Here is a 26,656-nt window from a genome sequence, read left to right as displayed (position 1 = left end):
TGGGGTGACCGTCGCAACGCTGGCCGTGATTCTTCTCTGTCTGGCGGCCGGCGCCGCCCTGGGCTGGCTGGCGGCGCGGTTGCGGGCGGCGGCCGACATCGCCCGGCTCGAGGCGACGGTCCAGGCCCACCGGGACGGTGAGGAGCGGCTCGAGCAGTCGCTGCGGGCGTTGTCCTACGAGTCGGCCGCCCAGTCGCAGGAGTCGGTCGCGCTGGCGGTGGCCCCACTGCACGACACGCTGCGGCGTTACGAGCGGCGCGTCGGCGAGTTGGAGCGCGACCGGGTCGACGCCTACGCCGAGTTGCGCGAGCAGGTGCGGGCCATGGGCCAGGTCTCCGGTGAGCTGCGCACCGAGACGAAACAGCTGGTGGCGGCATTGCGCACGCCACAGGTGCGGGGCCGCTGGGGCGAGCATCAGCTGCGCCGGGTGGTCGAGGCGGCCGGTCTGCTGGAGCACTGCGACTTCGCCGAGCAGGTCACCGGCGCCACCGATCATCAGGGCGTGCGCCCCGACCTGGTGGTCACGCTGCACGGCGGACGCAGCGTCGTGGTCGACGCGAAGGCCCCGTTGGATGCCTATCTGGCCGCTGCCGAGGCGCGTGACGAGCGCACCCGCGACGACCATCTCGGCCGGCACGCCCGGCACCTGCGCGGGCACATCGACGCGCTGGCGAGCAAGCAATATTGGACTGCGTTCGAGCCGTCCCCCGACTTCGTGGTGCTGTTCGTGCCGGCCGACGCGTTCCTCGACGCGGCGCTGCAGCACGACCCGTCGCTGATGGAGCACGCGTTCCGGCGCAACGTGGTGCTGGCCACGCCGGCCACGCTGGTGGCGATGCTGCGCACGGTGGCCTATTCGTGGCGGCAGGAGGAGCTGGCCCGCAACGCGGTCGAGGTGCACGCGCTGGCCCGGGAGCTCTACGGCCGGCTCACCACGCTCGGCGACCACGTCGGCAAGCTGGGCACAGCGCTGGGCGGGGCGGTGACGGCCTACAACCGGGCGGTCGGATCGCTGGAGTCCCGGGTGCTGGTCAGCGCCCGCAAACTGGCCGAGATGGGCGTCTCCCGGCAGGAGCTGCCCACCCCGCCACAGGTGGAGACGGCGCCGCGGCAGCCGCAGTCACCGGAGTTGTTCGTCGAGGACCTCAGGCCTTAGCGGCGGCCGCGGCCTTCATGTCACGGCGCAGTTCCTGCGGCAGCGAGAAGGTGAGCCGCTCCTCGGTCGTGGTGTATTCGGTGACCTCGCCGAAGCCGCGTGCCGCCAGGTGCGACAGCACGTCCATGACCAGGTCCTCGGGCACGCTGGCGCCGGAGGAGACACCGATCGTGGTCGCACCCTCGAGCCACTCGTCCTGGATCTCGGAGGCGTAGTCGACCAGGTGACCGGCGCGGGCGCCGGCGTCGACCGCGACCTCGACCAGCCGCACCGAGTTCGACGAGTTCTTCGAGCCCACCACGATCACCACGTCGCAGTCGGGAGCGATCTCCTTGACCACGTGCTGGCGGTTCTGCGTGGCGTAACAGATGTCGTCGCTGGGCGGCGACTGGAGCAGCGGCAGCTTGGTCTTGAGCCGGGCCACCGTCTCCATCGTCTCGTCGACCGAGAGCGTGGTCTGCGACAGCCAGACGACCTTGGCCGGGTCGCGCACGACGACCTTGTCGACCGAGTCGGGACCGTCGACCAGCTGGATGTGCGCGGGCGCCTCGCCGGCCGTGCCGACGACCTCCTCGTGGCCCTCGTGGCCGATGAGCAGGATGTCGTAGTCGTCGGCGGCGAACCGCTTGGCCTCGTGGTGCACCTTGGTGACCAGCGGGCAGGTGGCGTCGATCGCCTTGAGGTTGCGGGCCCGAGCCTGCTCGTGCACCTCGGGAGCGACGCCGTGGGCCGAGAAGACGACGGTGGACCCCTCGGGGACCTCCTCGTTCTCCTCCACGAAGATCGCGCCACTCGCCTCGAGCGTGCTCACCACATGCTTGTTGTGCACGATCTGCTTCCGCACGTAGACGGGCGCACCGTACAGCTTCAGCGCCTCCTCGACGGTCTGCACCGCCCGGTCGACGCCGGCGCAATAGCCGCGCGGCTTGGCCAGCAACACACGCTTACGAGCTTCGGTCACCCGGCCATGGTACGTGGGGACGACCGCTTGCGACCCTCGTGCGATCGGCGCCACAACGCCGGGGCGGCATACTCGTCGGGTGGTGGACGAGATGTTGGTCGATGAGAAAAGTAGCCGGTGGGCAGCCGCCGGGCGTCTGGCGCGCTGGATCATGGGCGCGTTATCCCTGGTGGGCGGCCTGACCTGGATCCTGGCGGCGTCGCACGGCCCGACCGATCTCGCGGTCGGCCTGGTGCTGGCGGCGGCCGGTTTGGTGCTGCTCATGCCGCATCGCATCGAACTTCCGCGCCGGTTGACCGCGCTGGTGGTGGCCGGCTTCGCGGTGGTCGGCACGGTGGCCGGGCTGGTGGTGCTCACCGAGCGGGTCGGCTCGTTCGCCTACGTGGCCGACCGGGGTTGGCCGTTCATGTGGGTCCAGCGGTACGCGGTTGCCGACGACGCCGCGACGGCCCGGAGCCTGGCCGCGTCCGCCAGCTGGACGGTCGACATGATCTCGTTGAGCGTGAACCTGTTGGTGTGGGCGTACGCCGGCATGTTGCTTGTGGTGATCGGCGTGCTGATGCGTCGCAACCGGGATGGCCAACGGCCGGATTCGGCCCGGTAGGGCGGCTTTTGCGGCAATACTCGGTCGCATGCGCGACGCCGGGCCGCGAGCCGCCGACGAGGAGCAGGGCCTCCAGTCCTACCTGAGCATGGCTCGCCTGCTGGTCGGCTGGGCCGGCCTCGGGTTCGGCGCGCTCAACCTGCTGATGGGCCTGGTCAGCGCGCCCTACGTGATCTTTCATGGGGTGGTGCTGGCCACCGGCGGCGTGCTGCTCTCCGCGGGTGCGCTGCGCCGCCGGCCGGGTCGGATCGCCTGGCCGACCGGCCTGGGCGTGGCCCTGGCCGGACTGCTGATCAGTTCGCTGCCTCGCACGCCGGCGACGTTCTGCTGCATGAGCGAGTTCGACAAGCGGCACGGTTTCCCGTTCACCGTCCTGGCCCAGCAGTCCGGGCACTGGCAGCTGGACGGCGCGCGTCTGCTCGCCGACCTGTTCTTCTGGGCGTGCGTCGGAACGCTCGTGCTGTTCGCGCTCACCGCCGTCACCCCGGCCCCACGCTCGGTCCCGCGCCCGGCGCCGGAGCCGCCGCCGAGCACCGCCCGGCACGCCGAGCCACGGCCCGAGACGGTGGACGACGAGAATGTCAGAGGTCTTCCGTAGTCTGGCCGGGTGAGTGACCCCGAGACGCCGAAAAGCTCCGCCGACGAGCCGTGGCCGGTTCGCGTGGTCAGCCAGAAGGTCGGGGCCTGGATCGCGAAGCTCGGCTGGGTGTGGGTCGACGGCCAGGTCGCCCAGATCAGCCGGCGCCCGGGCTCGGCGGTGGTGTTCCTGACCCTGCGCGACCCGTCGGCCGATCTCAGCCTCACCGTCACCGCCCACCGCGACGTGCTCGACGCCGGTGCCCCGGAGCTGTCCGAGGGCGCCCGGGTGACGCTGCACGCCAAGCCGGAGTTCTATCCGGCGCGCGGCACCCTGAGCCTGCGCGCCGACGAGATCCGCCAGGTCGGCCTGGGCGAGCTGCTGGCCCGCCTCGATCGGCTGAAGAAACTGCTGGCCGCCGAGGGCCTGTTCGCCCGTGAGCGCAAACGGCGGCTGCCGTTCCTGCCCCAGCGCATCGGCCTGATCACCGGCCGGGCGAGCGCGGCCGAGCGGGACGTCCTGATGAACACCCGCCGCCGCTGGCCCGCCGTCGACTTCCGGGTGATCAACGTGCCGGTCCAGGGGCCGACAGCGGTTCCGCAGATCATCGACGCGCTCAAGGTGCTCGACAACGACGACACGATCGACGTCATCGTGATCGCCCGCGGCGGGGGCAGCGTGGAGGACCTGCTGCCGTTCTCCGACGAGGCGCTGTGCCGGGCGGTCTTCGGCGCGCGCACCCCGGTGGTGAGTGCGATCGGCCACGAGACCGACGCGCCGCTGCTCGACTACGTGGCCGACCTGCGCGCCTCGACCCCGACCGACGCGGCCAAGCGCCTCGTGCCCGACCTTGGCGAGGAACGGCAGCTCATCGAGTCGGCCCGGCGCCGCCTCGACCGGGCCGTGCGGACCCTGATCGACCGCGAGGAGCACCGCGTCGAGGCGTGGCGGTCGCGGCCGTCGCTGGCCCGGCCGGAACTGCTGATCGATCAGCGCGCGGCCGACGTGACGGCCCTGCGGGACCGCGCGGTGCGCAACCTCGAGCATCGGCTCCGCCGTGCCGACGACGACCTGCGGCACACGGTGGCCCGGCTCCGCGCACTGTCGCCCGCCGCGACCCTCCAGCGGGGTTATGCGATCGTCCAGCGCGCCGACGGCCACGTGGTGCGCGCGGCAAGCGATGTGAAGACCGACGACGTCCTGCGGGTGCGACTGGCCGAGGGCGAGCTGCACGCGACCGTGAAGGAGAGCTAGACATGGCCGACGAGACGCTGAGCTACGAGCAGGCGCGCACCGAGCTGGCCGGCGTGGTCGAGCGGCTCGAGCAGGGCGGCTCCTCGCTGGAGGAGTCGCTGTCGCTGTGGGAGCGCGGCGAGAAACTGGCCGACGTCTGCCAGCGCTGGCTCGACGGGGCCCGGGAGCGGATCGACGCCGCCCGGGCCGCGCGTGAGTCGGATTAGGCGTTGAGCATGGCGTAACTGCCGGACGGCAGCTCCTTGACCTTGCCGGTCGGCTTGGTCAGCGCGGCCTGCTCGCCGTAACCGGTGACGGTGAAGGTCCACTTGCCGGCCGGGGTCTGCGAGGCCTCGGACGCCGGGGCGTCGATCACCAGTTCGGTGAGCCGGCCCTTGTCGTCGAGCTTCGCGGTGTAGGGCAGCTTCGCGGCGCCGGCGCCCATGCCCTCGAGGGTGTCGTTGTCGAGGAAGCCGTCCGGCGACTTGACCTTGGTGCCGTCGATCGTGCCGGTGATGGTCTTGCTGTCGCCCTTGGCGTCGGAGGCGGCGGCGAGCAGCGCGCCGACGTCGATCACGTCCGGCTTGCTCAGGTCGAGGTCGAGGTCGCTGCCCTTCTTGAGCTTGGTCGTGTCGACGTGGAACCAGGTGTCCCCGGGGGCGCCCTTGGAGAGCATGCTCTTGCCGTTGGAGCTCATCCGCACCCAGCGGTTCGGGTTGGTGATCACGAACTCGAGCTTCATCGTGAACGACTCGGCACTCGCGTCGATCGCCAGCTTCGCGCTCTTGCTGGGCAGGTGCACGAGACCGGTGACGACGGCACCCGGTCCGTCGACGCCGAAGGCGTAGTTGCCTTCCTTCATCGCCTTGGTCGACGAGGCCAGGGCGGTCTTGGGGTCGGCCGCGGCCGTGGTGGTGGTCGTGGTGGCCGGGCCGGTGCCACCGGCGGTGTCGGTGGAGTCACCGCAGCCGCTCAGTCCCAGGCTCAGAAGGCCGGCCAGAGCCGCGGTGGCGAAGGTTCCCCGTGTAGTCATCATGGCGCGGAACCTTAGATGAGCGTCGAAGTATACGAACAGACCAGGTGGGGTTAGCCGTTCAGCCGGGCGTAGCCGGAGGACGGCAGATTCCGGATCTTGCCGGTCGGCGCGGTCTGCGACTTCTGCTCGCCGTACCCCGAGACGGTGAGGACCCAGCGGCCGGCCGGCGTCTCGATGTCCAGTTCGGCCAGCCGGCCGTTGCCGTCCAGGTTCGCGGTGAAGGGCAGGGCCGCGGGAAAGTTCAGGTACGCCGACTGCGTCCGGGCACCGTCGACGGTGCCGGTGATCGTCTTCGGGTCGCCGGTCAAGCCGGTCGTCGCGGCCACGATCGTGTCCAGGCCGACCAGGTCGGGGTCGGTGAGCTCGAGGGCGAGATCGCTGCCCGGCCGGACCCGGCTCGAATCCACCAGGTACCAGGTCGGGCCGTCGGCGGACCGGCGGACCCAGCGGTTCGGCTCGGCGATCACGAGCTCGACGGCGTCGGTCGTGATGCGGGCGCTCTCGCTCGGCAGGTGCACGATGCCCTCGGTGGTTCGGGCCGGCGACGCGACGACGAACGTGTAGTTACCGGCCTGGAGGGCTTCCGCGGCGGTGCCGAGCGCGTCCCGCAGCTCCGCCGACTGGTCGTAACCGGGGGCCGGAGCGGTGGGACGGGGCGAATCGCCGCACCCACCGAGCAGCGTGGCAAGGGCGGCCACGGCGACAGCCACCCGCAATGTGGTCATGCCGGGGCAGCGTAGGTCTAGCCCAGAGCGGTGGCCAGGGCCTCGAGGTTCGACATGTCGGTCTTGCCGACGACCAGGATCGTCCGGTTCGGCGAGGCGAGAACCAACGCCTTCTCCCCCGGCCGGGCGTCGTACACCGTCCACACCCCGGCCGCGTTGCGGTAGTTGCCGAGCGCCTTGGCCGAATCGCCGAGCTCACCGGGCAGCAGCGAGGCCGTCGGCACACTGCTCTCGACCAGCTGGATCGGGTCCTTGTCGGGGTCGACGTAGCCCAGGCGCAGCGTGGCCCCGGTGGCCTGGCGCTTGAAGGTGGCGCTGGAGGTGTGCCAGTCGTCGCCGAGGCCCTTCGGCGCCAGCACCGGGAACGCGCCCGCCTGCTGCGCCTCCTGGATGGCCGGGGCCGGGTCGACGGTGATCGGCGCATCCCCGCTGAGCAGGGTGCGGTAAAGGATCAGCAGCAGCGCGATCGGCACGATCAGAACGGCCAACGACACGAACATGTCGCGCGGCGAACGTTCCTCGCCGCGGCGCAGGCGCGGAGCTTCCTGGGGTACGGGATCCACGTCTCCATTGTTAACCATGTCGCTGACGCGGGACTTTGCGCATCCGCGCATGTGAGGATCGGGTGATTACCAGCCCCGCAACGTCGCGAGGAGGCCTTCTCATGCCTGCCCGTTTTCCCCAGGATCTCGACCGCAACATCGCCCTCGACCTGGTCCGTGTCACGGAGGCGGCGGCCATGGCCGCCGGCCGTTGGGTCGGTCGTGGCGACAAGAACGGCGGTGACGGTGCGGCCGTCGACGCCATGCGCAAGCTGATCAACTCGATCCAGATGCAGGGTGTCGTGGTGATTGGCGAGGGCGAGAAGGACGAGGCCCCGATGCTGTTCAACGGGGAACGGGTGGGTGACGGCACCGGCCCCGAGGTGGACGTGGCGGTCGACCCGATCGACGGCACCACCCTGATGAGCAAGGGCATGCCCGGCGCGGTCGCGGTGCTGGCGGTGGCCGAACGGGGCGCGATGTTCGACCCGAGCGCCGTCTTCTACATGGAGAAGATCGCGGTCGGCCCGGACTGCGCCGACGTGGTCGACATCAACGCCGGCACCACCGAGAACCTGCGCCGGATCGCCAAGGCGAAGCGGTCGAGCATCTCCGACGTCACGGTCTGCATCCTCGACCGGCCCCGGCACGCCGAACTGGTGGCGGAGGTGCGCCAGGCCGGCGCGAACATCAAGTTCATCTCGGACGGCGACATCGCCGGGGCGATCTCGGCGGCCCGGATGGAGTCCGACGTGGACGTGCTGATGGGCATCGGGGGTACGCCCGAGGGCATCACCGCCGCCTGTGCCCTGAAATGCCTGGGCGGCACGATCCAGGCGAAGCTGTGGCCGAGCGACGACGCCGAACGGGAGAAGGCGCTGGCCGCGGGGCACGACCTGGACCGGGTGCTGACCACCGACGACCTGGTCACCGGTGACAACTGCTTCTTCGTGGCGACCGGCGTGACCTCGGGCGACCTGCTCAAGGGCGTCCGTTACCGGTCCGGCGGCGCGCACACCCAGTCGATCGTGATGCGGTCGAAGAGCGGGACGATCCGGGTGATCGACTCGTACCACCGCCTGGAGAAGCTCGCGCTCTACTCCGCTGTGGACTTCGACGGCCACCTGCCGACCGTGCCGATGGGCGACCCGGTCATCTGACCTCGAGTGCCCGGCGCAACAACGACTTGAGCTGGCTGACCTCGTCGGCCGTCAGCGCCGCCAGAAACGTGCGCTCCGCCTCGGCGTGGATCCGCGACCCCTCGTCGAGGAGTTCCCGGCCCCGCTCGGTCAGGTGCACGAGGTTGCGCCGCCGGTCGACGGGGTCGGGCCCCCGCCGCACCAGACCTTTGGCTTCGAGCGCGTCGACGAGGGCGACCATGGTGGTGCGGTCGACGCCGAGCCGGCTTGCCGCCTGCTGCTGCGCCAGCGCCTCCGAGCCGCCGAGGACCGTGAGCACCGCCAGCTCGCGCCCGGTGAGGCCGAGCGGGGCGAGCGCCGCCGCCGACCGCTCCGCAAACGCCGACTGAGCGTGTTTCAGCAGGTAGCCGAGCCGATCCGCGAGCATGTCGCCAGAATAGCCGCAGCACAGATAGTCAGTATCACTGACGATCAGCTAGCCTGAGCTTTATGGGGAGACTTGAATTCGGCTGGAAGGCCTCGCAACAGCACTTCACCATCGGCGAATACCGCGAGCTGTGGACCGTGGTGGACGAGAGCGGCTTCGACAGCTGCTGGGTGTTCGATCACCTCCGGCCGATGGGCCGGGACCGCACCGGCGACATCTTCGAGGCCTGGACGATCCTGGCCGCGATGGCCCAGGCCACCCGGCGGGTGCGGCTCGGCACGCTGGTGACCGGCAACGGTTATCGGCATCCGGCGCTGCTGGCCAAGATGGCGGCCACCGTCGATCACCTCTCCGGTGGCCGGCTCGACGTGGGGCTCGGCGCCGGCGGGGACCCGGAGGCCGACGCCATGGTCGGGCTGCCGGTGGCGGCGCCGCGGGAGCGGGTCGAGCGGCTCGACGAGGCCGCAGCGGTGCTGCGCCTGCTCTGGGACACCCCGGTGGCCGACTTCGCGGGCAAGCACTATCAACTGGCCGGAGCCGTCGCCGATCCGAAGCCGGTGCAGCGGCCGCTGCCGCTGTGGATCGCGAGCAACGGCGAGCGACTCGGCCTGCGCGTGGTGGCGCAACGAGCCGACGGCTGGCTCACCGCGACCTTCGACGACGAGCCCGGCGACCTGGGGCGGTTGATGGCGGTGCTCGATCGGCATTGCGATCAGGCCGGGCGCGACCCGGCCGGCCTCCGTCGCGGCGTGCAGTTCCCGGTCGGCGAAGACGCGGACCGGACGCTGCGGGCAGCCGCACGGTTCGCGGCGGCCGGTTTCACCGACCTGGTGCTGATGCCTCGCGGCGGTCGGGTCGAGCAGGTCGCCGAACTGCTGCCGCGGCTTCGGGAGCTGGGCTGATCGTCCTCAGAGGTCGGTGAGCGTGGTGCCGGCCGAGGACGGTGCCAGGACCCGCTTGGGGCGCTTGCGGCGGAGCAGAACGGCCGCGAGCGCGCCACCGAGCAGGCCGAGTAGATGACCCTGCCAGGAGATCGCCGCGTCGGTCGGCAGGATGTTGTAGACCTGGTACCAGTACAGCAGGCCGATGAACAACGCCACCGCGAAGTTCCACCAGCTGCGCTCGACCAGGCCGCGGGTCAGCAGCAGGCCGAGATAGCCGAAGATGACGCCGCTCGCGCCGACCACCACGCTGTTGGGGTCGCCCACGAACCACACGCCGAGGCCGCTCACCAGCATGATCAGAGCGGTCGACCAGATGAATCGGCGCACCCCACCGGCCAGGGCGAAGGTGCCGACCAGGATCAGTGGAACTGCGTTGCCGTAGAGGTGGTCCCAGCCGGCGTGCAGGAACGGGCTGAACAGGATGCCGTCGAGGCCGTTGACGTGGTGCGGGATGATGCCGCCGGCCACGTCAAGCTGACCCGAGCCGATGCCTTTGTCGATCGCCTCGACCAGGAACAGGAGCGGGATGACAGCACACATGGTTACGAAGGCTCGGCCCAGCGAGGCGTAGAACGCATCGGTTCCGAACTTCGCCGCTTCTGACTGTGGGTCGGTGCCGCCGTAACTCATCGTTCGATGGTCCCAGGCAACGGCGAAAGCCGCCAATATCAGCTCAGCCGAGCGACCGCTTTGCGAATTTCGTCGCGGAACGTAGCGATCTGGGTGTAGACGCCCGGATAGCCGTCTCGGGCGCAGCCCAGCCCCCAGCTGACGATGCCGATCTGCACCCACCCACCGTGCGCGTCGCGGCCGACCATGGGTCCGCCCGAGTCACCCTGGCAGGTGTCGACCGTCTTGGTGCCGGCGCAGATCGACTCGTCGGCGACCAGCCGCACCCCGGCCCGCTTGTACTCCTTGGCGCACTCGTCGTCGGAGACGGTCGGCACGGTGGCGTAGTGCAGCCGTTGCTCCTGCTTCAACGAGTCCTCGCGGGTCTGCCCCCAGCCCATGACGACGAACTCACCCTTGTCGGCGTCGGTGCCGCTGAGCGGGAGCACCGGCAGGTTCAGCGGGTGGTCGAGGCGGATGACCGCCCAGTCGTCGCCGCGGGTCTCGTCGCGGAAGCCGGGCGCCCGGTAGACCCGTACCGAGTGGGCGCTCTGCGCTTTGGGGGATTTCAGGTCGACCGCGCCCGCCACGACCTCGATCTTCTCGGTATCGCCGGTCCCGTCCACGCAGTGCCCGGCGGTGAGCACGACGCGCGGCGCGGTCAACGCGCCCCCGCAGCCCATCGACAGCCGGACCACCCAGGGGAACTTGCCCTCGGGCGCCGGGACCCCACCGACCACTTCGCGGATCGGCCGCCGCGCGCCGCCGGCGTAGGCGACCCCGGCTATCGCGGCCAGCCCCACCGCAATGGCGCCCGCCAGCAGTCGAGACACGACATTTCTTGCCATAAGCCGCATTTGATCACAACAAATCGGCCGCGCGGCATACGCCGCGCGGCCGATGATCAAGTTCGTCCAATTAGTACGGAATCAGTACCAACCGGTGTCTTGCGAGTGCGACCAGGCTCCACAGGGGGTGTTATAGCGGCCTTCGATGTAGTTGAGGCCCCACTTGATCTGCGTGGCCGGATTGCTCTTCCAGTCCGACGCCACCGACGCCATCTTGCTGCCGGGCAGAGCCTGCGGGATTCCGTACGCACCCGAGCTGTGGTTCGTGGCCTTGTAGTTCCACCCGCTCTCCTTCTTGAACAGCTTGTCCAAGCAGGGGAACTGGTCGAGCCCGAAACCGGCCTGGAGCATCAGGGCACAACCCACGCCCCGGCTGCCGCTGTATTCGCTGCAGGAGCTCGGGATGTCGCCGGTGTAGGAAACCGGGCCCCCGCTGTCGGCGGACTTGGTCTTGGCCGTCGCAGTCGCCGCCGCAGCAGCAGCCGCGGCCGCCTCAGCCGCCGCCTTCTTCTCGGCGATCGCCTTGGTCTCGACCGTGTGCGCCTTGGTCGCTGCCGACTTGGCCTCCGTCGCCGCCTTGGCCGCCGCGTCACCCTCAGCCTCGCGCTGGAACGCGCGCGCCGCGGCGTGCTGGCTCTGGCGCTGCTTGAGCAGCTGCATGTCGTCCACGTCCACCTGGACGATGTTCGACGCTTCGGAGGTCCGCTGCTGCGCCTGGACCACTCGGTCCTGTCCGAGGTACACACCCGCGATCAGACCCGCCACAAGCAGGCCGACCGACGCGACACGCACTCCGACCCGGCTCGCAAGCCGATTCACGAAGTATCCCTTCGTCGGGGGCAATGACGCGGCACGTCCGGCCACCGGGAACGGTGGTGGGCCGTGCCGCGAGCACCGCGACCACTCGGGCCGACATCTCGATCAACTTCGATCGGGAAAGTGGCCCGACGTCGATCTCCGACGAAGACGACCACGCGATGATGCTCGCCGAACACCATGGCGCAGAGTTAAGTGGATGTGAAATGGTGGCGCGCTACTGTGACTTTGCTCACGCAAATTTTACGCGCAAACCAGGCGAAACCTCCCCCGCACGAGTGTCACCTCAGAGAGGAATCTCCTCCAACAGGTCGGTGACCACCTCGGCGATCGGTGACCGTTCGGAACGGGTGAGCGTGACGTGCGCGAAGATCGGATGTCCCTTCAAGGCCTCGATCACGGCGGTTACGCCGTCGTGTCGCCCGACCCGCAGATTGTCCCGTTGCGCGACGTCGTGGGTCAGCACGACGCGCGACCCCTGGCCGATGCGGGACAGCACGGTGAGGAGCACGTTGCGTTCGAGTGACTGCGCCTCGTCGACGATCACGAAGGCGTCGTGCAGGCTCCGGCCGCGGATGTGGGTCAGCGGCAGCACCTCGAGCATGCCGCGCGCCATGACCTCCTCCATCACGTTGGCGTGCACCACCGCGCCGAGGGTGTCGAAGACCGCCTGCGCCCACGGCGACATCTTCTCGTTCTCGGTGCCGGGGAGATAGCCCAGCTCCTGGCCACCCACCGCGTACAGCGGGCGAAACACGATCACCTTCTTGTGGCGGTTGCGCTCCATCGTCGCCTCGAGGCCGGCCATCAGCGCGAGCGCCGACTTACCGGTGCCGGCCCGGCCACCCAGCGAGACGATGCCGATCGACTCGTCGAGCAGGATGTCGAGCGCCACCCGCTGCTCGGCGGAGCGGCCGCGCAGGCCGAAGGCCTCCCGGTCCCCCCGGACGAGGCGGATCGACTTGTCGGGATTCACCCGGCCGAGCGCGGAGCCACGTGTGGAATGAATCACCAGGCCGGTGTGGCACGGCAGGTTCTCGGCCTCCTCGACCTCGAGCTCCTCACCGGCGTAGAGCGCAGCAACCCGCTCCTCGCTCAGCTTGAGGTCGGCCATGCCGGTCCAGGTCGGGTCGCTGGCCTGGCCGTGCCGGTATTCGTCGGCGGTCAGGCCGACCGAGGCCGCCTTGACCCGCAGCGGCATGTCCTTGCTGACGAGCGTCACGTCGCGGCCCTCGGCGGCCAGTCCCAGCGCGACCGAGAGGATGCGGGTGTCGTTCGAGTCGTTGCGGAAGCCGTACGGAAGCACACTCTGGTCGGCGTGGTTCAGCTCGACCTGGAGGGTGCCGCCCTCGTCGTTGCAGAGCACCGGCGTGTCCAGCCGGCCGTGCTTGATCCGCAGCTCGTCCAGCATGCGCAGCGCCTGCCGCGCGAACCAGCCCAGCTCAGGGTGATGCCGCTTGCCCTCCAACTCCGAAATGACCACGAGCGGAATCACCACTTCGTGGTCGGTGAACCGGCGGAACGCCGCCGGGTCGGACAGCAGGACCGAGGTGTCCAGAACAAAAACCCGGCCCTGCGGGGCCGGTTCCGCGTCGGCGTGACGGTCACGGGAGGTGCGTCCCGTGGCGGCGCGGGTGCTGGATTTGTTGCCCTCGGCGTCAGATCGGCGTGGTGTCACAGGCCTGCTCCAGGGGCGGGCGTGCAACCCGTCGACGCCCGCGGTTCGCACCTCCGGTGCCCGGCACGTACACGGGGTCGGATTGCGGGCCCCGTGGCGTACTTGTCGCAGGTCCGGGCCTACCGTCTGGCTCGGGATGACCCCGCGCCATGGGAAGAACGCTAGCGGTGATCGAACCAATCCGGTAGTACGCAAAACTTGGCTCGCGACAATTTCTCGGGCTCGCAACCGGACGTACGACAGGTAATCTGGCCTCGTGGCTGAGACTCCGCGCCCGAACCATCCGCTGAGCATTGCCGACGCGTGGGCGGTAACCGCTCAACGGTCGGCCGAGACCACCTTCTTCTTCGACTTCGACGGCGTCTTGTCGCCCGTCACCGACGACCCGGACGCATCACAGCCGGTCGCCGCGGTGCCGGGCGTGCTCGAACGACTCGCGACCGCTGTGCGGCGGGTAGCGATCGTGTCCGCCCGGCCGGTCAGTTTTCTGCGGTCGCGATTCCTGTCGTTGGAGCGGGTCGACCTCTACGGCCTCTACGGCCTGGAGGTCTGGCACGACGGCGAGGTGGTGACCGAGCCGGCCGCCCTGCCCTGGATACCGGCCATGGAGAGCCTGGCCGACCGAGCCCGCACCGAGCTGCCCCCACAGATCCTGGTGGAGTTCAAGCGCCTCTCGGTGGCCCTGCACTACCGCACCGCCCCGCAACTCGGGGGTGAGGTGGAGCGCTGGGGTCACGAGCAGGCCGAACGCCATGGCCTCAAGATCCAGGGCGGTCGCATGGTGATCGAGCTGAAACCGCCGGTCGACCAGGACAAGGGCATGGTCATCACCGAGGGCGTCCGCAACGCGGGCTGCGCCTGGTATTTCGGCGACGACATGTCCGACATCAAGGCGTTCGACGCGCTGCGCGCCCGCGAGGCGGTCGATCCCGGCTTCTTCGGGGTCGCGGTCGCGGTGGCCAACCCGGAGACCGGCGCCGACGTGTCCAACGCGGCCGACCTGACGCTCGACTCGCCCGATGCCGTGGCCCAGTTCCTCACCGACGGTCTGAGTCGCTTCTGACGCGCTAGGCGCCGTAACGGCGCTGCCGGTTGCTGTACGACCGCAGCGCCCGGAGGAAGTCGATCCGGCGGAAGTCGGGCCAGTTGGCGTCGTGGAAGTAGAACTCCGAGTGCGCCGACTGCCACAGCAGGAAGCCGGAGAGCCGCTGCTCGCCGCTCGTGCGGATGACCAGGTCAGGGTCGGGTTGGCCGCGGGTGTAGAGGTGCTCGGCGATGTGCTCGACGTCGAGAACCTCGGCGAGTTCCTCGAGCGTGCCGCCGCGCGCCGCGTGCTCCTGCATCAGCGAGCGCACCGCGTCCGCGATCTCGCGGCGCCCGCCGTAGCCGACCGCCATGTTGACCTCGACCCCGACGGTGCGGTCACGGGTCTTCTCCTGGGCCGCCTTCAGCGCGGTCGCGGTGTCGGCCGGGAGCAGGTCGAGCGCACCCACCATGCGCAACCGCCAGGGGTTGCCGTCCTCGGCCAACTCGGCCGCGAGGTCCTCGATGATGTTCACGAGTGGGTCGAGCTCGGCCGACGGGCGACGAAGGTTGTCGGTCGCCAAGAGGTAGAGCGTGACGTGCTTGATGCCGGCCTGGTCACACCAGGCGAGCAGCTCCTTGACCCGGACGGCACCGACGCGATGCCCGTCGTTGGGGTCGACGAAGCCCATCTCACGAGCCCAGCGCCGGTTTCCGTCACACATGACGCCGACATGCTGAGGCACCGGCTTGCCGGCCAGCTTTCCGGCCAGCCGCCGCTCATAGAACGAATAAACCAGAGACCGCACGCTCATCGGGGCCAACCCTAGCCCTGTCAACGGCGGGCGGCGTCGTCCGGGAGGGTTCTTTTCTGCCGTCCCGCGCATCCGGGGAGGGCACGCCGGGTGCGGCGAGCACGGCTCACCGCACCCGGAGATCAGGCGTCGGCGAGGCGGGCGCGCAGGGCGTCGAGCTCAGCCCAGAGTACGGCGGGCAGCTTGTCGCCGAACTCGGTGAACCACTCGGTCACCTGCGGAATCTCGGCCAGCCACTCGTCCCGGTCGACGCGCAGCACCGCTTCCAGCGCGGCCTGGTCGAGGTCGAGGCCGGTGACGTCGATCGCCCGCGGCGTCGGGACCTGGCCGATGGCCGTCTCGACCGCCTCGCCCGTGCCGTCGAGGCGCTCGACGATCCACTTGAGCACCCGGCTGTTCTCGCCGAAGCCCGGCCACAGGAAGCCGCCGTCGGAGTCGCGCCGGAACCAGTTGACGTAGAACACCTTCGGCAGCTTGGCGGCGTCCCCCGAGGCGCCCTTGGCCATGTCGATCCAGTGCTGGAAGTAGTCGCCGGCGTGGTAGCCGATGAACGGCAGCATCGCCATCGGGTCGCGCCGCACCACGCCGACCTGACCGACCGCCGCGGCTGTCGTCTCGCTGGACAGGGTGGCCCCGAGGTAGACCCCGTGCACCCAGTCGCGCGCCTCGGTGACCAGCGGAACCGTGGTCTTGCGACGGCCACCGAAGAGGATCGCGTCGATCGGGACGCCACGGGGATCGTGGTATTCGTCGGCAAGAATCGGGCACTGTTCGATGGGCGTACAAAATCTGCTGTTGGGGTGGCTCGAAGGGGTTTCGGACGACGGGGTCCAGTCGTTGTTCTTCCAGTCGGTGAGGTGCGCGGGGGGCTCGCCCATGCCCTCCCACCAGATGTCGCCGTCGTCGGTCAGCGCCACGTTGGTGAATACCGAGTTGCCGCGGGCGAGCGTGCGCATCGCGTTGGGGTTGGTGTGGAAGTCGGTGCCGGGCGCGACGCCGAAGAGGCCGTATTCCGGGTTGGTGGCCCAGAGCCGACCGTCCTCACCGAACCGCATCCAGGCGATGTCGTCGCCCACCGTCTCGACCTTCCAGCCGGGCAGGGTCGGCTCGAGCATCGCGAGGTTGGTCTTGCCGCAGGCCGACGGGAACGCGCCGGCGAGGTAGCGGACCTGACCCTCGGGCGAGGTCAGCTTCATGATCAGCATGTGTTCGGCGAGCCAGCCCTCGTCCCGGGCGGCGACACTGGCGATACGCAGCGCGTAGCACTTCTTGCCGAGCAGCGAGTTGCCCCCGTAGCCGGAGCCGTAGGACCAGATCTCCCGCGTCTCCGGGAAGTGCGAGATGTATTTCGTCTCGTTGCACGGCCACGCCACGTCCTGCTGACCGGGCGCCAGCGGCGCGCCGACCGAGTGCAGGCAGGGCACGAAGTCCTTGTCCGCACCCATCGCGCTCAGCACCTCGGCCCCCATCCGGGTCATGATGCGCATGCTGGCGACCACGTAGGGGCTGTCGGTCAGCTCCACGCCGAACATCGAGGTCGGCGCGTCGAGCGGGCCCATGCAGAACGGGACGACGTACATCGTCCGGCCGGTCATGCAGCCGCGGTACAGCTCGGTCATCGTCGACTTCATCTCGGCCGGCGCCATCCAGTTGTTGGTGGGACCGGCGTCCGCCTCGTCGACCGAGCAGATGTAGGTGCGCTCCTCGACCCGGGCGACGTCGCCGGGGTCGGTGCGGGCCCGGAACGAGTTGGGCTTCTTGGCCGGGTCGAGGCGGACCAGGGCACCGGAGTCGACGAGGGCATCGGTGATGCCGCTCCATTCCGACTCCGAGCCGTCGCACCAGACGATCCGGTCCGGCGTGGTCAGGGCGGCTACCTCGTCGATCCACGCGAGCAGACGCGGGTGTGAGGTCGGGGGCTGAGGCAAGGCGATCTCCTTCGGTCGGCACTGACCAATGACCCATCGCGGCCGGTGACACCCGGCCCGCAGGTCATGGGAGTCAACTCAGACTAGGGCGGAGAGGGATGGCGTTCGTCGGTATTTCCTGTGGACAACCGCACAATCCTCGGTCGATGTGCTTACAGACGATCGATTCTTCGCTCCCAAGCGCACTTCCGCGCATCAGCGGGGAAACAGCCGGCACGCGGCTGGCCGTTCGGTTGACTTCCGTAAAACGGACTTAACGCCCTAAACTGCGGGTATCTGGTCTTTCCTCTCACTTCCGCTTCAGGGGGCAGGAATGACGACGCCGATCGCTGAACCCGACTCGGATACCGACCTGCTGGCCGCGGTCCGGGGCGGCGACACCGCCGCCTATGGAACGCTCTACGAACGGCACCGGACCGCCGCCCGGCAGCTGGCGTACGGGCTCACCCGCGACCCGGCCGACATGGAAGACCTGGTCGCCGAGACGTTCGCCAAAGTGTTCGCCTCGCTGCGCTCCGGCCGAGGTCCACTCGTCGCGTTCCGCGCCTACCTGAACACGACCATGCGGCACGTCTGCTACCACCGAGCCCGGCACGACCGGCGACTCGAGTTCACCGACGACCTGTCCCGCTACGACGAGGGCGAGCCGTTCACCGACCCGGCGCTCGACCGGCTGGAGCGGGCGTACGCGGCGGCCGCCTTCAGACAGCTGCCCGAGCGCTGGCGGGACGTGCTCTGGCAGACCGCCGTCGAGGGCAACACGCCCGCCGAGGTGGCCGGCATGCTCGGCATGACACCGAACGCCGTGGCGGTGCTCGCTCATCGGGCTCGTGAGGGCCTGCGAAGTCTCTATCTCCAGCAGCACATCGCGGTCGCCGAGCACCCGGAATGCCGATGGGCGGGCGACCGGCTCGGCGTCCACCTGCGGGGCCGGCTCGCCCCACGGGACGCCAACCGGATGCGCGGTCACCTGCGCTGGTGCGACGAATGCCGGGGGCGGGTCGCGGAAATCAGCGAGATCGACGGGCTCCGTCACCCTCCGTACCGACAGCGTCACCATGCCCCGTCGGCCGGTTAAGACTCGCCAACGAAAACTGCGGTGCGTGACGCGGGTCGGTACTCTCGGAACGTGCCCGAAACCCCGCAACCGCAGCCTCATGATCCGCGGTCACGCGGGCTGCGGACCAAGCTGCGGGCGCTTCTCCGCGAGGTGAGCAAGTTCGGCACGGTCGGTGCCATATCGTTCGCCATCGATCTGTTCATCTTCAACGTGTTGCTGCAGACTGGTGTCGAGACCCTGCTCGCCAAGACGATCTCGACTGTCTTCGCCACGACCGTCGCGTTCACCGGCAACCGGTTCTGGACCTGGCGGCACCGCACACACGACAACATGGCCCGGCAATACACGATGTTCTTCGTGCTCAACGCGATAGGCCTCGGCATCGGCCTGGCCTGCCTCGCGATCAGCCACTACGGCCTCGGCCAGATCTGGCCGGAGCTGCGCACCCCGCTGGCCGACAACATCTCCGGCCAGTTCGTCGGCACCGCGGTGGGCACTCTCTTCCGCTTCTGGTCCTACCGCCGGTTCGTGTTCCGCGACACATCTCCCCCCGATCAGGGCGGCTCGGGGCAGCAGTCGGGCAGGCCCACGACTAACGTGGCGACGCCCTCACCCGTCCGTGACTCGGCGTGACCGCCATTTCCCCCAAAGGTTGTCCAATGCCCTCAGCCAGTACGTTGCCGGAGCGCTTGCGCCGTCTCGCTCCCGAAGCCATCGCCTTCGGTGTCATCGGAGCCGGTAACACGTTGCTCTACATGGCGATCACCTGGCTCGCCCTGCCGATCGGCGCGGTCAAGGCCAGCATCATCGCGACAGTGGTCACCACCACGCTGGCGTACTTCGCGAATCGTTACTGGACCTACCGCCACCACACGCGCACGGCCCTGCGCCGGGAATACGCGCTGTTCTTCGGCTTCAACCTGGTCGGCATGGTCATCCAGTCCGGCATGGTGGCGATCGGCAAGTACGGTTTCGGCCTCACCGAGCAGCACGACGAGGTCGCGTTCATGGGCGTGACCCTGATCGGCATCGTGATCGCCACGGTGTTCCGCTTCTGGGCCTACCGCACCTTCGTCTTCCTCAAGCCGCCGGTCGACGGCCACGAGGCCGACCTGGCCGAACTCGACGCGATGGCCGGCCTGGCCGAGCTCAGCACCGAGCAGCCCGAACCCACCCGCTAAGACCCGAGCCCACCCGCTAAGACCCGCGGAACAGCCCGCCCCGCTTGCGCTGGGGCGGCACCTCCGGCTCGTCCTCGGGCTCCCCGTCCTCGTAGTCCTCCGGGTTTCGCAGGCGGTCCTGCTCGATCACCTCATACAAGGCCGTCTGCACCTGGTTGGCCCGCGGGACGCCGGCGAGCACCGCCGCCTGGTCGCCGATCGACTCGATGGTCAGCGTGCCGGCGCCGAAGACGCGGTCCAGCAGCGATTGCGTCATCAAGTGGTTGTCGATCCGGTTGAGCGGCAGATCCCGCCGCTCCCGGGCGAGCACGCCGTCCTGCAGCAGGACCCGCTCGGTGGTCACCACGTAGTGCGTGCAGCGCCAGATCACCAGCGGGATCACGCCGTACCGGATGCCGTAATAACCCATGATCAGGGCGACCACGCTGAACGCCAGGTAACCGCCGTTGTTCTGCGGCAGCATCACCCAGGACAGAATCGTCGTCGCCAGCGCCAGGAGCGCGACCAGGCCGGGGCGGATCGCCGTCTTCCCATGCGGATGCAGGTGGAAGACGACTTCTTCCGCCTCGGTGAGAACCTCGTCCGGGAACGCCACGCGGTCAGCGTACGTGCAGCACGTCACCGGCCGAGACGCGATGGGTGACGCCGTCAGCCGAACGGACCACCAACTGCCCACCGTCGTCGACCGAGGTGGCCTCGCCGAGGATCTCGCCGCCCGCCGGCAGCAGCACCCGCACCTCGCGCCCGAGCGTCGCGCACCCCCGGCGGTACGCCCCGAGCAGCCCGGACAGTTCCGCGTCGCCGCCCGCCTCGCGCCAGCCGCCGTACCATCCGGCCAGCCCGCGCAGCAGCGCCCGCAGCAGCGGATCGCGGTCGAGCCCGGCCGCCCCGGCCACCTTCAGCGACGTCGCCGGCAGGCCGTTCGTCCCGGGCAGTTCCTCCCGGCGGGTCGTCACGTTCAGTCCGATGCCGACGACCACCACATCACCGGACGCCTCGGCCAGGATGCCGGCACATTTGCCGCCGCCCACCAGCAGGTCGTTCGGCCACTTCAGGGCGGCGTCGACCTCGGCGACCCGTTCCACCGCCTCCATCAGGGCCACCCCGGCCATCAGCGGCAGCCAGCTGAAGGCGCCCGGCCGGAGCGCCGGCCAGTCCCGTTCCGGCCGCGCGAGCCCCGGGCGCAGCAGCACGCTCAGGGTGAGACCGGCCCGCGGCGGCGACGTCCACTGCCGCTCGCGGCGGCCCCGGCCGGCGGTCTGCTCCTCGGCCACCACCACCAGGCCCTCGGGTTCGTCGGCCATCGCCGCCGTGGCGGCGTCGGCGTTGGTGGAGGCGGTCCTGGCTCGTACGTCGATTCGCGTCCACAAGCCGTTCGGCGTGACCAGGGCACGTTCCAGCGAGCGCGGCGAGAGCGGCGGGCGGTCGAGGTCGGTGTACGGCGACGCGGGCATTCACCGACTTTAGATCAGCGGTGCGGCGGATCGGCCGCGTGCCTGCTTACATACCTCGTGCTCGGGTCGGCCGGCGGTTCGGTGTCCGGGCCCGGGGCGGAGTCGATCGACGAGATCGTCGGGCGGGGCCGCGGGCGGGGCCGGTGGCGCTCGGCCGGATCCTCGAACTTCTGGTTACGCATCGGCCAGGTGCTGGGCGGGCGGGATCGACGGTCCTCGTTCATCGGCCAGACCGAGACGAACTCGGTGGGCTCGGCCGGGACCGGGTTGAGGTCGAAGCCGGTGGCGGGCTCGTAGTCGGGCACCGCCGGGAGCCGCTCCACCAGCAGCGGCCAGCCATAACCCTGCGCCGACGGCTCCGGGTCGGGGTTCAGGTCGACCGGGATCGGGGTCCAGTACTCGCCGGCGCGCGGCTCGTTCGCGGGCTCCTGGTATTCGGGGCGGACCCAGCCCTCGACCCGGTCGCCGTAGCGGTCGGGCCGCGGCGGACGCGTGGCCCGATCGGCCTCGGCACAGAGATCGCTGTCCTCGGCGGGCAGCGGCCGGTCCAGGCCACCGAAGACCTCGCGTTCGCCGCGCCGGGGCGGCGCGTCGAACAGGGCCACTCGATCGATGTCCTCGAAGCGCGGCTCTCCGCTGTGCCGCGCCGACGGGGCGTACAGAGCCTCGTCGTCCTGGTCGAAGCGGCTCCGGCGGCCCCGGCGACGCCTCGCCGGCGGCTCCGGGAACAACTCGTTCTCGACCGGGGCAGGGTCGAACTCGGCGTCGTCCGGGTCGGCGGCGAACCCGAGCGAGGCGAGACCGCCGTGTTCGTCCTCATCGGAGGAGTCGGCCACGCCGTACGCCTTGGTCCGCCCGCCTGGTCTCGAGACCACCGTGCGTCGCGCCGCCCGCCGGGCCCGCCGCGACCTCGCGGGTTCGCCCTCGACCGGCAGTTGTTCCGCCACCTCGACGAACTCCGGTTCGGGGAGTTCGTCCGGAACGGGCGCCGGTTCGTACGCGTGCACCGGCTCGAGGACGGGCGCCGGCTCGAAGACGTGCACCAGCCCGGAGACGGGCACCGGCTCCGGAGCCAGGGCCGGCCGCGGCCGGGGGGCCTCGATCGCCTCCGGGTCCCGTTGGGCGTGACGATTCGCACCGCCGAACAGGACGGCGCGGAAGCTGATCAATGTGGCGAGGCCACCGGCGATGAGGGCAAGCCCGGCCGCGGTCATCCAGTTCGTCACGAGAACAGTAACGAATCGGGCATTGCGTGCGAAACGCTCCGATAGTGGCGCCGCTTTCTTCCAGGATTACGATCACCCCGGAGATACTCGCCGGTAGCCACAGCCGTGAGGAGCATCGTGACCACGCAGCCGGAAGCGGTCCAGGCCGACATCCACACCACCGCCGGGAAGCTCGCCGACCTCGAACGGCGAACCGACGAGGCAGTTCACGCCGGATCCGCTCGAGCGGTGGAGAAGCAGCACTCCCGAGGCAAGAAAACCGCCCGCGAGCGCATCGAACTGCTGCTCGACGAGGGATCGTTCGTCGAGCTCGACGGCCTGGCCCGGCACCGGTCGACCAACTTCGGACTCGACCGGAACCGGCCGTACGGCGATGGCGTGGTCACCGGCTACGGCACCGTCGACGGCCGCCAGGTGTGCGTCTTCTCCCAGGACTTCACGGTGTTCGGCGGCTCGCTGGGCGAGGTCTTCGGCGAGAAGATCGTGAAGGTCCTCGACCTGGCGATGAAGATCGGCTGCCCGATCATCGGGATCAACGACTCCGGTGGCGCCCGCATCCAGGAAGGCGTCGTGGCGCTCGGCCTCTACGCCGACATCTTCTTCCGCAACGTACGGGCCAGCGGCGTCATCCCACAGATCTCACTGATCATGGGGCCGTGCGCGGGCGGTGCCGTCTACTCGCCGGCCATCACCGACTTCACCGTGATGGTCGACCAGACCTCGCACATGTTCATCACCGGCCCCGACGTGATCAAGACGGTGACCGGCGAAGAGGTCGGCATGGAGGAGCTCGGCGGGGCTCGCACCCACAACACGCGCAGCGGCAACGCGCACTACCTGGCCTCGGACGAATCCGATGCGATCGACTACGTGCGGGCGCTGCTGTCCTACCTGCCGTCCAACAACCTGGACGAGCCGGTCATCTTCGAGGAACTCGCCGCCCTGGAGATCTCGGACGCCGACCGCGCGCTCGATCAACTCATCCCCGACTCGGCCAACCAGCCCTACGACATCAAAACGGTCGTCGAGACCGTCGTCGACGACTTCCTCGAGGTGCAGCCGCTCTACGCGCAGAACATCGTGGTCGGCTTCGGCCGGGTCGAGGGCCGCCCGGTCGGCGTCGTCGCCAACCAGCCGATGCACTTCGCCGGCACCCTCGACATCGCGGCCAGCGAGAAAGCCGCCCGCTTCGTGCGCACCTGCGACGCCTTCAACATCCCGGTGCTGACCTTCGTCGACGTGCCCGGCTTCCTGCCGGGCACCTCCCAGGAATGGGACGGCATCATCCGGCGCGGGGCCAAGCTCATCTACGCGTACGCCGAGGCCACGGTCCCCAAGGTCACGGTCATCACCCGCAAGGCGTACGGCGGGGCGTACGACGTGATGGGGTCCAAGCACCTCGGCGCCGACCTGAACTTCGCCTGGCCGACGGCGCAGATCGCGGTGATGGGCGCCCAGGGCGCGGTCAATATCCTCTACCGGGGCGAGATCGACAGCCCCGAACGTCGCGCCGAACTCATCCAGGAGTACGAGGACGCGCTCGCCAACCCCTACATCGCGGCCGAGCGCGGTTACGTCGACGCGGTCATCGCCCCGTCGCAGACCCGCACGCAGGTGATCCGGGCGCTCCGGACCCTGCGTACCAAGCGGGAGACCCTGCCGCCGAAGAAGCACGGCAACATCCCGCTCTAGGTCAGCACGCCGCACCGCCGCACCGCCGTGGCGCCGTGGCGGTCAGGCGGACTGCGGCAGCCACTGGCCGGCGAGCATGAAGGCGCCGATGACCAGGGCCCCGACGTTGACGAGCAGGAACACCCCGACCCAGAAGAGCGCCGGGACATGGCTCAGGTGGGCCAGCTGATCGGCGTCGGAGTCCCGCATGCGACCCCGGCGGCGGAGGCTCTGCAGCTCGAAGACCGGCCGCACTCCACCGAAAAGCAGGAACCAGACGCCGGCGTACGCGAAAGCGGCCTGCACCTGCGGACTCGCGAACCACGACACCGCGAACACGATCGCGCCGGTCACCAGCACCGAGACGACGCCGAACGCGTTCCTGATGTTGATCAGCATGAGCAGCAGCAGAACGATCGCCAGCCACAGCAGCAGCGTGATGCGGTTGCCGCCGAGCAGCCACGCGCCCAGCACGCCGATCAGCGACGGCGCGACATAGCCACCCAACAAGGTGAGCATCATGCCGGGCCCGGTCGGTTTACCCGACGACAGGGTGAGGCCGGACGTGTCGAACTCGAGGCGAATGCCCCGAAGGCGCCTGCCGGTCACGAACGCCATCAGAGCGTGCCCACCCTCGTGGGCGATGGTCACGGCGTTACGCGCTATCCGCCAGACCGGGCGGAACCCGACTGCGAGCAGCCCGGCCACCGCGGTGAGCAGCACGAGCAGGCCCGGGGGATCCGGCTGGGCGCCGAGCAAATTGTCCCAAAGATCAGATACACCGTCGATCGCCACGCGGGCGACTGTAGCCGATCACGCTAAGCGCGACGTCGGGCAACGGCCTCACGAGTCTTCGAAGTCGTCTGCTGGGCGAGCAACTGACGGGCCGCGAACACGCCACCGGCGACCACCGCGAGAGTCGCGAGGATCAGCACCATGGCGACCACGCCCCCGGTCGCGACGAGCAGCGCCACATCGGCGACAGCCACCAGCATCCAGAGCGCGATCTTCGGCATACTGCCGTGTCGTCGGCGGCTCATGAGGGCACCTCCATCTGTGATGACCGATCAATTACCCACTTGACCTCGATCATGCACATCGACGGTGCTACAAAGGCTGGAACGTCTGGTAGATCAGCTTCAGGTCGCTCTGCGAGGCGGCCCAGTCGCTGGTCGACACATACCAACTCAGCGAGAACGCCGCGCTGCTGTCGACCCGGATGTTCCGCCGGATCACGTGCTGCGGGTTCCCGGAGTCAGTGGTGTAGGTGAACTCCCAGTCGGCCACCGACTCGTAGTTGCGGTAGGTGGCCGGCTTGAGGCTGATGAGGTGGTAGTCGAGATAATTGCGGTCGCGCTCCTGCTGCTGCCAGTCCTTGAGCGCATCCGGCTTCGGCGACGTCGTGCGGCCGAGAAGCAACATGCGGTTGTTGTACTTGAACCGGATCTCGGAGTCGCCGCCGCTGATACCGGTGAGCTTCGCCGGCAGCGCGATCTTGAACGCCGGCACGTTTCCGCTAGCCGGATAGGTGCGATACGACCAGTTGGCCGGAATCGCCACGTCTCCGCCGGCGGGCGGCGCGCTGCTTGCCGCTTTCGACGGCGCCGTGGTCGTCGGAGCCGCCGACGACGGGGCAGCCGACGACGGCGCGGTGCTCGCCTGCGCCTTGGTCGGTTGCGGTCCCGGCGTCGTCGCCGTCGGTCCGCCCACCCCCGGCGCCGCGCCCGACTTGTCGTCGTCCTTGCCGAACGCCTGCGCCACCAGCGTCACAATCAGAGCCAGCACCAGCAGGACGATCGCCGCCCCGATAGCCGCCTGCCGATAGGTCAGCCGAGTGCCGAAAACCGTCACGCCACCCCGCACGGGCCGCGGCTCCATCGGCCGCCAAGCCGGCCGACTGGACCGACCGATCCCGCCGAGCGGCGAACCCGGCGCGATGCCCTCGGCCGGCTCGACACCCGCCTCGGCTGGACCCGACAATCCCACAACCGGACCCTCGGCCACCGCCTTACGTGGGGCGCCACCGGCCTTCCGTTCTCCAGCCTCAGCCGTACGCGCTTCAGCTTTCCGCGCCTTGTTTGCGCGCGCCTCGGCCTTGCGTGCTACCGCCTCGCGTGCTTCCGCCTCTGCGTCGGCCTTGTTAGTCGACGTCTCCGCCGGCGTGTCGAGCGGCTTGGCTTGGGCGTTCAGCGGCGCGCTCGGCAACGCGGCTTCTGCATCCGCCGCGCCGGCCTGCGCCTCGAGAGTCTCAGCAGGCGCGCTTTCCGCGTTGGACTTCGCACCCGACGAATTGCCGGGAGCGCCCATCGTCGCGGCCTTCGCACCGAGCGTCTCCGCCTCTGCGCCCGGAGTCGCAGTGCCTTCAGTTCCAGCAACTCCAGGCCCTTGAGCTGCTGCGTCCTTGGTCGCTGCGCCCTCTGACCCTGCGCCCTGAGTTCCAGAGCCCTCCGTCGCGGCGCCCTCCGTCGCGGCGTCTGAGCTCTTGGGCTTGGCGTTTACCGACTTCGCCTCGATCGACGGTTCGGCGTTATTCGACGGCGCGGGCGCATCGGTCGCCTGGGCGGACTCCGACTCAGCGCGCGTTTCCGACGTAACGGTCGCCGCAGCGACTGCCGTGGCGGCTGCTGCTGCCTCAGCGGTCGCGGTTGCCTGGCTCGACTTGGCGGATCCGTCGGATTTGCCATCGTCGTCGGCTTTAACGGTTTTGTCCGTCGACGCAGCGCTGTTCGCCTTGGCCGGGGTGTTCGTCGACGCAGAGCTGTCCGTCCTGGCGGCGCTGTCCGTGGTCGCGGCGCTGCCTGTCTTGGCCGAGCCGCCTGTCTTGGCGGCGCTGCCCGCCGTCGCCGCGCTACCGATCGTCGCCGTGCTACTCGCCGGTGCGTCGCTGCCCGTGGTCGTCGCGCTGTCCGCCGTCGCCGGGGCGCCCGTCGTCGCAGAGCCGTCCGTCTTGGCGGCGCTGTCCGTCGTCGCGGCGCTGTCCGTCGTCGCGGCGCTGTCCGTCGT

Annotated in this window: 29 protein-coding genes and 1 pseudogene; 13 read left to right on the top strand and 17 right to left on the bottom strand. The window is 69.6% G+C overall.

The genetic code is table 11. The features are described from left to right. Positions 1-4 precede the first annotated feature (4 nt). Positions 5-1,156: a DNA recombination protein RmuC gene (locus Afe05nite_RS02470; RefSeq protein WP_203815285.1), complete on the top strand. Its 1,152-nt coding sequence runs from the start codon at positions 5-7 to the stop codon at positions 1,154-1,156. On the opposite strand, the gene Afe05nite_RS02465 is transcribed toward Afe05nite_RS02470, so the two are convergent. After that, positions 1,146-2,270, bottom strand: coding sequence for a 4-hydroxy-3-methylbut-2-enyl diphosphate reductase (locus Afe05nite_RS02465; protein WP_438867447.1), 1,125 nt, complete (start codon positions 2,268-2,270; stop codon positions 1,146-1,148). The genes Afe05nite_RS02470 and Afe05nite_RS02465 overlap by 11 nt on opposite strands. Here Afe05nite_RS02465 and Afe05nite_RS02460 point away from each other — a divergent pair. Genes Afe05nite_RS02460 through Afe05nite_RS02445 form a run of 4 tightly spaced genes read left to right on the top strand, consistent with a single transcriptional unit; the run spans position 2,209 to position 4,758 of the window. Next, a complete protein-coding gene (locus Afe05nite_RS02460) occupies positions 2,209-2,721 on the top strand; it encodes a hypothetical protein (protein WP_203815283.1) in 513 nt (170 codons plus the stop codon). The genes Afe05nite_RS02465 and Afe05nite_RS02460 overlap by 62 nt on opposite strands. A gap of 28 nt (positions 2,722-2,749) precedes the next feature. Further along, positions 2,750-3,319, top strand: coding sequence for a hypothetical protein (locus Afe05nite_RS02455; RefSeq protein WP_203815282.1), 570 nt, complete (start codon positions 2,750-2,752; stop codon positions 3,317-3,319). Between the two features lie 9 nt (positions 3,320-3,328). Further along, positions 3,329-4,552 carry an exodeoxyribonuclease VII large subunit gene (gene xseA / locus Afe05nite_RS02450; protein WP_203815281.1) on the top strand — a complete coding sequence of 408 codons (1,224 nt, stop codon included), beginning with the start codon at positions 3,329-3,331 and terminating at the stop codon, positions 4,550-4,552. A 2-nt stretch (positions 4,553-4,554) separates the two neighbouring features. After that, positions 4,555-4,758: an exodeoxyribonuclease VII small subunit gene (locus tag Afe05nite_RS02445; RefSeq protein WP_203815280.1), complete on the top strand. Its 204-nt coding sequence runs from the start codon at positions 4,555-4,557 to the stop codon at positions 4,756-4,758. Here Afe05nite_RS02445 and Afe05nite_RS02440 read toward each other — a convergent pair. Genes Afe05nite_RS02440 through Afe05nite_RS02430 form a run of 3 tightly spaced genes read right to left on the bottom strand, consistent with a single transcriptional unit; the run spans position 4,755 to position 6,855 of the window. Then, positions 4,755-5,567 carry a hypothetical protein gene (locus tag Afe05nite_RS02440; RefSeq protein WP_203815279.1) on the bottom strand — a complete coding sequence of 271 codons (813 nt, stop codon included), beginning with the start codon at positions 5,565-5,567 and terminating at the stop codon, positions 4,755-4,757. The genes Afe05nite_RS02445 and Afe05nite_RS02440 overlap by 4 nt on opposite strands. 50 nt (positions 5,568-5,617) lie before the next feature. Beyond that, a complete protein-coding gene (locus Afe05nite_RS02435; RefSeq protein WP_203815278.1) occupies positions 5,618-6,292 on the bottom strand; it encodes a hypothetical protein in 675 nt (224 codons plus the stop codon). A gap of 17 nt (positions 6,293-6,309) precedes the next feature. After that, on the bottom strand, positions 6,310-6,855 hold the full coding sequence (locus tag Afe05nite_RS02430) for a DUF4245 domain-containing protein (RefSeq protein WP_239117495.1): 546 nt from the start codon (positions 6,853-6,855) through the stop codon (positions 6,310-6,312). 101 nt (positions 6,856-6,956) lie between these two features. On the opposite strand from Afe05nite_RS02430, the gene glpX reads away from it, so the two are divergent. Further along, positions 6,957-7,994: a class II fructose-bisphosphatase gene (glpX, locus tag Afe05nite_RS02425; protein WP_203815277.1), complete on the top strand. Its 1,038-nt coding sequence runs from the start codon at positions 6,957-6,959 to the stop codon at positions 7,992-7,994. On the opposite strand, the gene Afe05nite_RS02420 is transcribed toward glpX, so the two are convergent. Beyond that, on the bottom strand, positions 7,987-8,400 hold the full coding sequence (locus Afe05nite_RS02420; RefSeq protein ID WP_203815276.1) for a MarR family winged helix-turn-helix transcriptional regulator: 414 nt from the start codon (positions 8,398-8,400) through the stop codon (positions 7,987-7,989). The genes glpX and Afe05nite_RS02420 overlap by 8 nt on opposite strands. Before the next feature lie 62 nt (positions 8,401-8,462). On the opposite strand from Afe05nite_RS02420, the gene Afe05nite_RS02415 reads away from it, so the two are divergent. Continuing rightward, entirely contained in the window at positions 8,463-9,302 is an 840-nt protein-coding gene (locus tag Afe05nite_RS02415; RefSeq protein ID WP_203815275.1) for an LLM class flavin-dependent oxidoreductase, read from the top strand. 6 nt (positions 9,303-9,308) lie between these two features. Here the strand turns inward: Afe05nite_RS02415 and Afe05nite_RS02410 are convergent, their stop codons facing one another. From Afe05nite_RS02410 to phoH2, 4 genes are all read right to left on the bottom strand, one after another. Further along, on the bottom strand, positions 9,309-9,974 hold the full coding sequence (locus tag Afe05nite_RS02410) for a rhomboid family intramembrane serine protease (RefSeq protein ID WP_203815274.1): 666 nt from the start codon (positions 9,972-9,974) through the stop codon (positions 9,309-9,311). 38 nt (positions 9,975-10,012) lie between these two features. After that, positions 10,013-10,801: a S1 family peptidase gene (locus Afe05nite_RS02405; RefSeq protein ID WP_203815273.1), complete on the bottom strand. Its 789-nt coding sequence runs from the start codon at positions 10,799-10,801 to the stop codon at positions 10,013-10,015. A gap of 81 nt (positions 10,802-10,882) precedes the next feature. Then, positions 10,883-11,620, bottom strand: a complete 738-nt coding sequence (locus Afe05nite_RS02400; protein WP_203815272.1) for an aggregation-promoting factor C-terminal-like domain-containing protein — start codon at positions 11,618-11,620, stop codon at positions 10,883-10,885. Between the two features lie 283 nt (positions 11,621-11,903). Beyond that, positions 11,904-13,295 carry an RNA 5'-3' helicase PhoH2 gene (phoH2, locus tag Afe05nite_RS02395; protein WP_203815271.1) on the bottom strand — a complete coding sequence of 464 codons (1,392 nt, stop codon included), beginning with the start codon at positions 13,293-13,295 and terminating at the stop codon, positions 11,904-11,906. A 256-nt stretch (positions 13,296-13,551) separates the two neighbouring features. On the opposite strand from phoH2, the gene otsB reads away from it, so the two are divergent. After that, positions 13,552-14,358 carry a trehalose-phosphatase gene (otsB, locus tag Afe05nite_RS02390; protein WP_203815270.1) on the top strand — a complete coding sequence of 269 codons (807 nt, stop codon included), beginning with the start codon at positions 13,552-13,554 and terminating at the stop codon, positions 14,356-14,358. A gap of 4 nt (positions 14,359-14,362) precedes the next feature. Here the strand turns inward: otsB and Afe05nite_RS02385 are convergent, their stop codons facing one another. Continuing rightward, positions 14,363-15,133 (bottom strand): isoprenyl transferase, encoded by a 771-nt coding sequence (locus tag Afe05nite_RS02385; protein WP_203815269.1) that lies wholly within the window; start codon positions 15,131-15,133, stop codon positions 14,363-14,365. A 122-nt stretch (positions 15,134-15,255) separates the two neighbouring features. Beyond that, positions 15,256-17,061, bottom strand: coding sequence for a phosphoenolpyruvate carboxykinase (GTP) (locus tag Afe05nite_RS02380; protein WP_203815268.1), 1,806 nt, complete (start codon positions 17,059-17,061; stop codon positions 15,256-15,258). Positions 17,062-17,374: 313 nt separating this feature from the next. Between Afe05nite_RS02380 and Afe05nite_RS02375 the strand changes: the two genes are divergently transcribed. The 3 genes from Afe05nite_RS02375 to Afe05nite_RS02365 are packed head-to-tail and all read left to right on the top strand — an operon-like array spanning position 17,375 to position 19,302. Then, positions 17,375-18,139, top strand: a complete 765-nt coding sequence (locus Afe05nite_RS02375) for a sigma-70 family RNA polymerase sigma factor (protein ID WP_203815267.1) — start codon at positions 17,375-17,377, stop codon at positions 18,137-18,139. Positions 18,140-18,190: 51 nt separating this feature from the next. Continuing rightward, complete coding sequence (locus Afe05nite_RS02370) at positions 18,191-18,754, top strand: GtrA family protein (protein WP_203815266.1); 564 nt, start codon at positions 18,191-18,193, stop codon at positions 18,752-18,754. A 26-nt stretch (positions 18,755-18,780) separates the two neighbouring features. Then, positions 18,781-19,302, top strand: a complete 522-nt coding sequence (locus Afe05nite_RS02365) for a GtrA family protein (protein ID WP_203815265.1) — start codon at positions 18,781-18,783, stop codon at positions 19,300-19,302. A gap of 16 nt (positions 19,303-19,318) precedes the next feature. Here Afe05nite_RS02365 and Afe05nite_RS02360 read toward each other — a convergent pair whose 3' ends face one another. From Afe05nite_RS02360 to Afe05nite_RS02350, 3 genes are read right to left on the bottom strand one after another with little or no spacing between them, the layout of a single operon-like run. Beyond that, positions 19,319-19,897, bottom strand: a complete 579-nt coding sequence (locus Afe05nite_RS02360; protein WP_203815264.1) for a PH domain-containing protein — start codon at positions 19,895-19,897, stop codon at positions 19,319-19,321. 4 nt (positions 19,898-19,901) lie between these two features. Next, the gene (locus Afe05nite_RS02355) at positions 19,902-20,756 is read right to left on the bottom strand and encodes a biotin--[acetyl-CoA-carboxylase] ligase (RefSeq protein ID WP_203815263.1); all 855 of its coding nucleotides are present in this window, start codon (positions 20,754-20,756) and stop codon (positions 19,902-19,904) included. A gap of 14 nt (positions 20,757-20,770) precedes the next feature. After that, positions 20,771-21,982, bottom strand: a complete 1,212-nt coding sequence (locus tag Afe05nite_RS02350; protein ID WP_203815262.1) for a hypothetical protein — start codon at positions 21,980-21,982, stop codon at positions 20,771-20,773. Between the two features lie 117 nt (positions 21,983-22,099). On the opposite strand from Afe05nite_RS02350, the gene Afe05nite_RS02345 reads away from it, so the two are divergent. After that, a complete protein-coding gene (locus Afe05nite_RS02345) occupies positions 22,100-23,674 on the top strand; it encodes an acyl-CoA carboxylase subunit beta (RefSeq protein WP_203815261.1) in 1,575 nt (524 codons plus the stop codon). A gap of 42 nt (positions 23,675-23,716) precedes the next feature. Here the strand turns inward: Afe05nite_RS02345 and Afe05nite_RS02340 are convergent, their stop codons facing one another. The 3 genes from Afe05nite_RS02340 to Afe05nite_RS02330 form a co-directional block, all read right to left on the bottom strand. After that, a complete protein-coding gene (locus Afe05nite_RS02340; protein WP_203815260.1) occupies positions 23,717-24,448 on the bottom strand; it encodes a M50 family metallopeptidase in 732 nt (243 codons plus the stop codon). Positions 24,449-24,471: 23 nt separating this feature from the next. After that, positions 24,472-24,693: a hypothetical protein gene (locus Afe05nite_RS02335; protein ID WP_203815259.1), complete on the bottom strand. Its 222-nt coding sequence runs from the start codon at positions 24,691-24,693 to the stop codon at positions 24,472-24,474. Positions 24,694-24,760: 67 nt separating this feature from the next. Then, positions 24,761-25,960, bottom strand: a complete 1,200-nt coding sequence (locus Afe05nite_RS02330; RefSeq protein ID WP_203815258.1) for a serine/threonine kinase C-terminal domain-containing protein — start codon at positions 25,958-25,960, stop codon at positions 24,761-24,763. Positions 25,961-26,141: 181 nt separating this feature from the next. Here Afe05nite_RS02330 and Afe05nite_RS02325 point away from each other — a divergent pair. After that, positions 26,142-26,656: pseudogene (locus Afe05nite_RS02325) on the top strand (hypothetical protein); the annotation flags it as partial.

This window comes from Paractinoplanes ferrugineus, from assembly GCF_016862195.1.
GTDB classification, from domain to species: domain Bacteria; phylum Actinomycetota; class Actinomycetes; order Mycobacteriales; family Micromonosporaceae; genus Actinoplanes; species Actinoplanes ferrugineus.
The sequence above is the reverse complement of the archived record's forward strand: the minus strand, read 5'-3'. Positions and strand labels throughout refer to the sequence as shown.

Bases quoted from the DNA above. Each gene is read 5' to 3' on its own strand.
- Afe05nite_RS02460 (WP_203815283.1), top strand. From the start codon at position 2,209: ATGTTGGTCGATGAGAAAAGTAGCCGGTGGGCAGCCGCCGGGCGTCTG.
- Afe05nite_RS02465 (WP_438867447.1), bottom strand. From the start codon at position 2,270: ATGATCCAGCGCGCCAGACGCCCGGCGGCTGCCCACCGGCTACTTTTC.
- Afe05nite_RS02455 (WP_203815282.1), top strand. From the start codon at position 2,750: ATGCGCGACGCCGGGCCGCGAGCCGCCGACGAGGAGCAGGGCCTCCAG.
- Afe05nite_RS02445 (WP_203815280.1), top strand. From the start codon at position 4,555: ATGGCCGACGAGACGCTGAGCTACGAGCAGGCGCGCACCGAGCTGGCC.
- Afe05nite_RS02440 (WP_203815279.1), bottom strand. From the start codon at position 5,567: ATGATGACTACACGGGGAACCTTCGCCACCGCGGCTCTGGCCGGCCTT.
- Afe05nite_RS02435 (WP_203815278.1), bottom strand. From the start codon at position 6,292: ATGACCACATTGCGGGTGGCTGTCGCCGTGGCCGCCCTTGCCACGCTG.
- glpX (WP_203815277.1), top strand. From the start codon at position 6,957: ATGCCTGCCCGTTTTCCCCAGGATCTCGACCGCAACATCGCCCTCGAC.
- Afe05nite_RS02420 (WP_203815276.1), bottom strand. From the start codon at position 8,400: ATGCTCGCGGATCGGCTCGGCTACCTGCTGAAACACGCTCAGTCGGCG.
- Afe05nite_RS02415 (WP_203815275.1), top strand. From the start codon at position 8,463: ATGGGGAGACTTGAATTCGGCTGGAAGGCCTCGCAACAGCACTTCACC.
- Afe05nite_RS02410 (WP_203815274.1), bottom strand. From the start codon at position 9,974: ATGAGTTACGGCGGCACCGACCCACAGTCAGAAGCGGCGAAGTTCGGA.
- Afe05nite_RS02405 (WP_203815273.1), bottom strand. From the start codon at position 10,801: ATGGCAAGAAATGTCGTGTCTCGACTGCTGGCGGGCGCCATTGCGGTG.
- Afe05nite_RS02385 (WP_203815269.1), bottom strand. From the start codon at position 15,133: ATGAGCGTGCGGTCTCTGGTTTATTCGTTCTATGAGCGGCGGCTGGCC.
- Afe05nite_RS02375 (WP_203815267.1), top strand. From the start codon at position 17,375: ATGACGACGCCGATCGCTGAACCCGACTCGGATACCGACCTGCTGGCC.
- Afe05nite_RS02365 (WP_203815265.1), top strand. From the start codon at position 18,781: ATGCCCTCAGCCAGTACGTTGCCGGAGCGCTTGCGCCGTCTCGCTCCC.
- Afe05nite_RS02355 (WP_203815263.1), bottom strand. From the start codon at position 20,756: ATGCCCGCGTCGCCGTACACCGACCTCGACCGCCCGCCGCTCTCGCCG.
- Afe05nite_RS02335 (WP_203815259.1), bottom strand. From the start codon at position 24,693: ATGAGCCGCCGACGACACGGCAGTATGCCGAAGATCGCGCTCTGGATG.
- Afe05nite_RS02330 (WP_203815258.1), bottom strand. From the start codon at position 25,960: ATGGGCGCTCCCGGCAATTCGTCGGGTGCGAAGTCCAACGCGGAAAGC.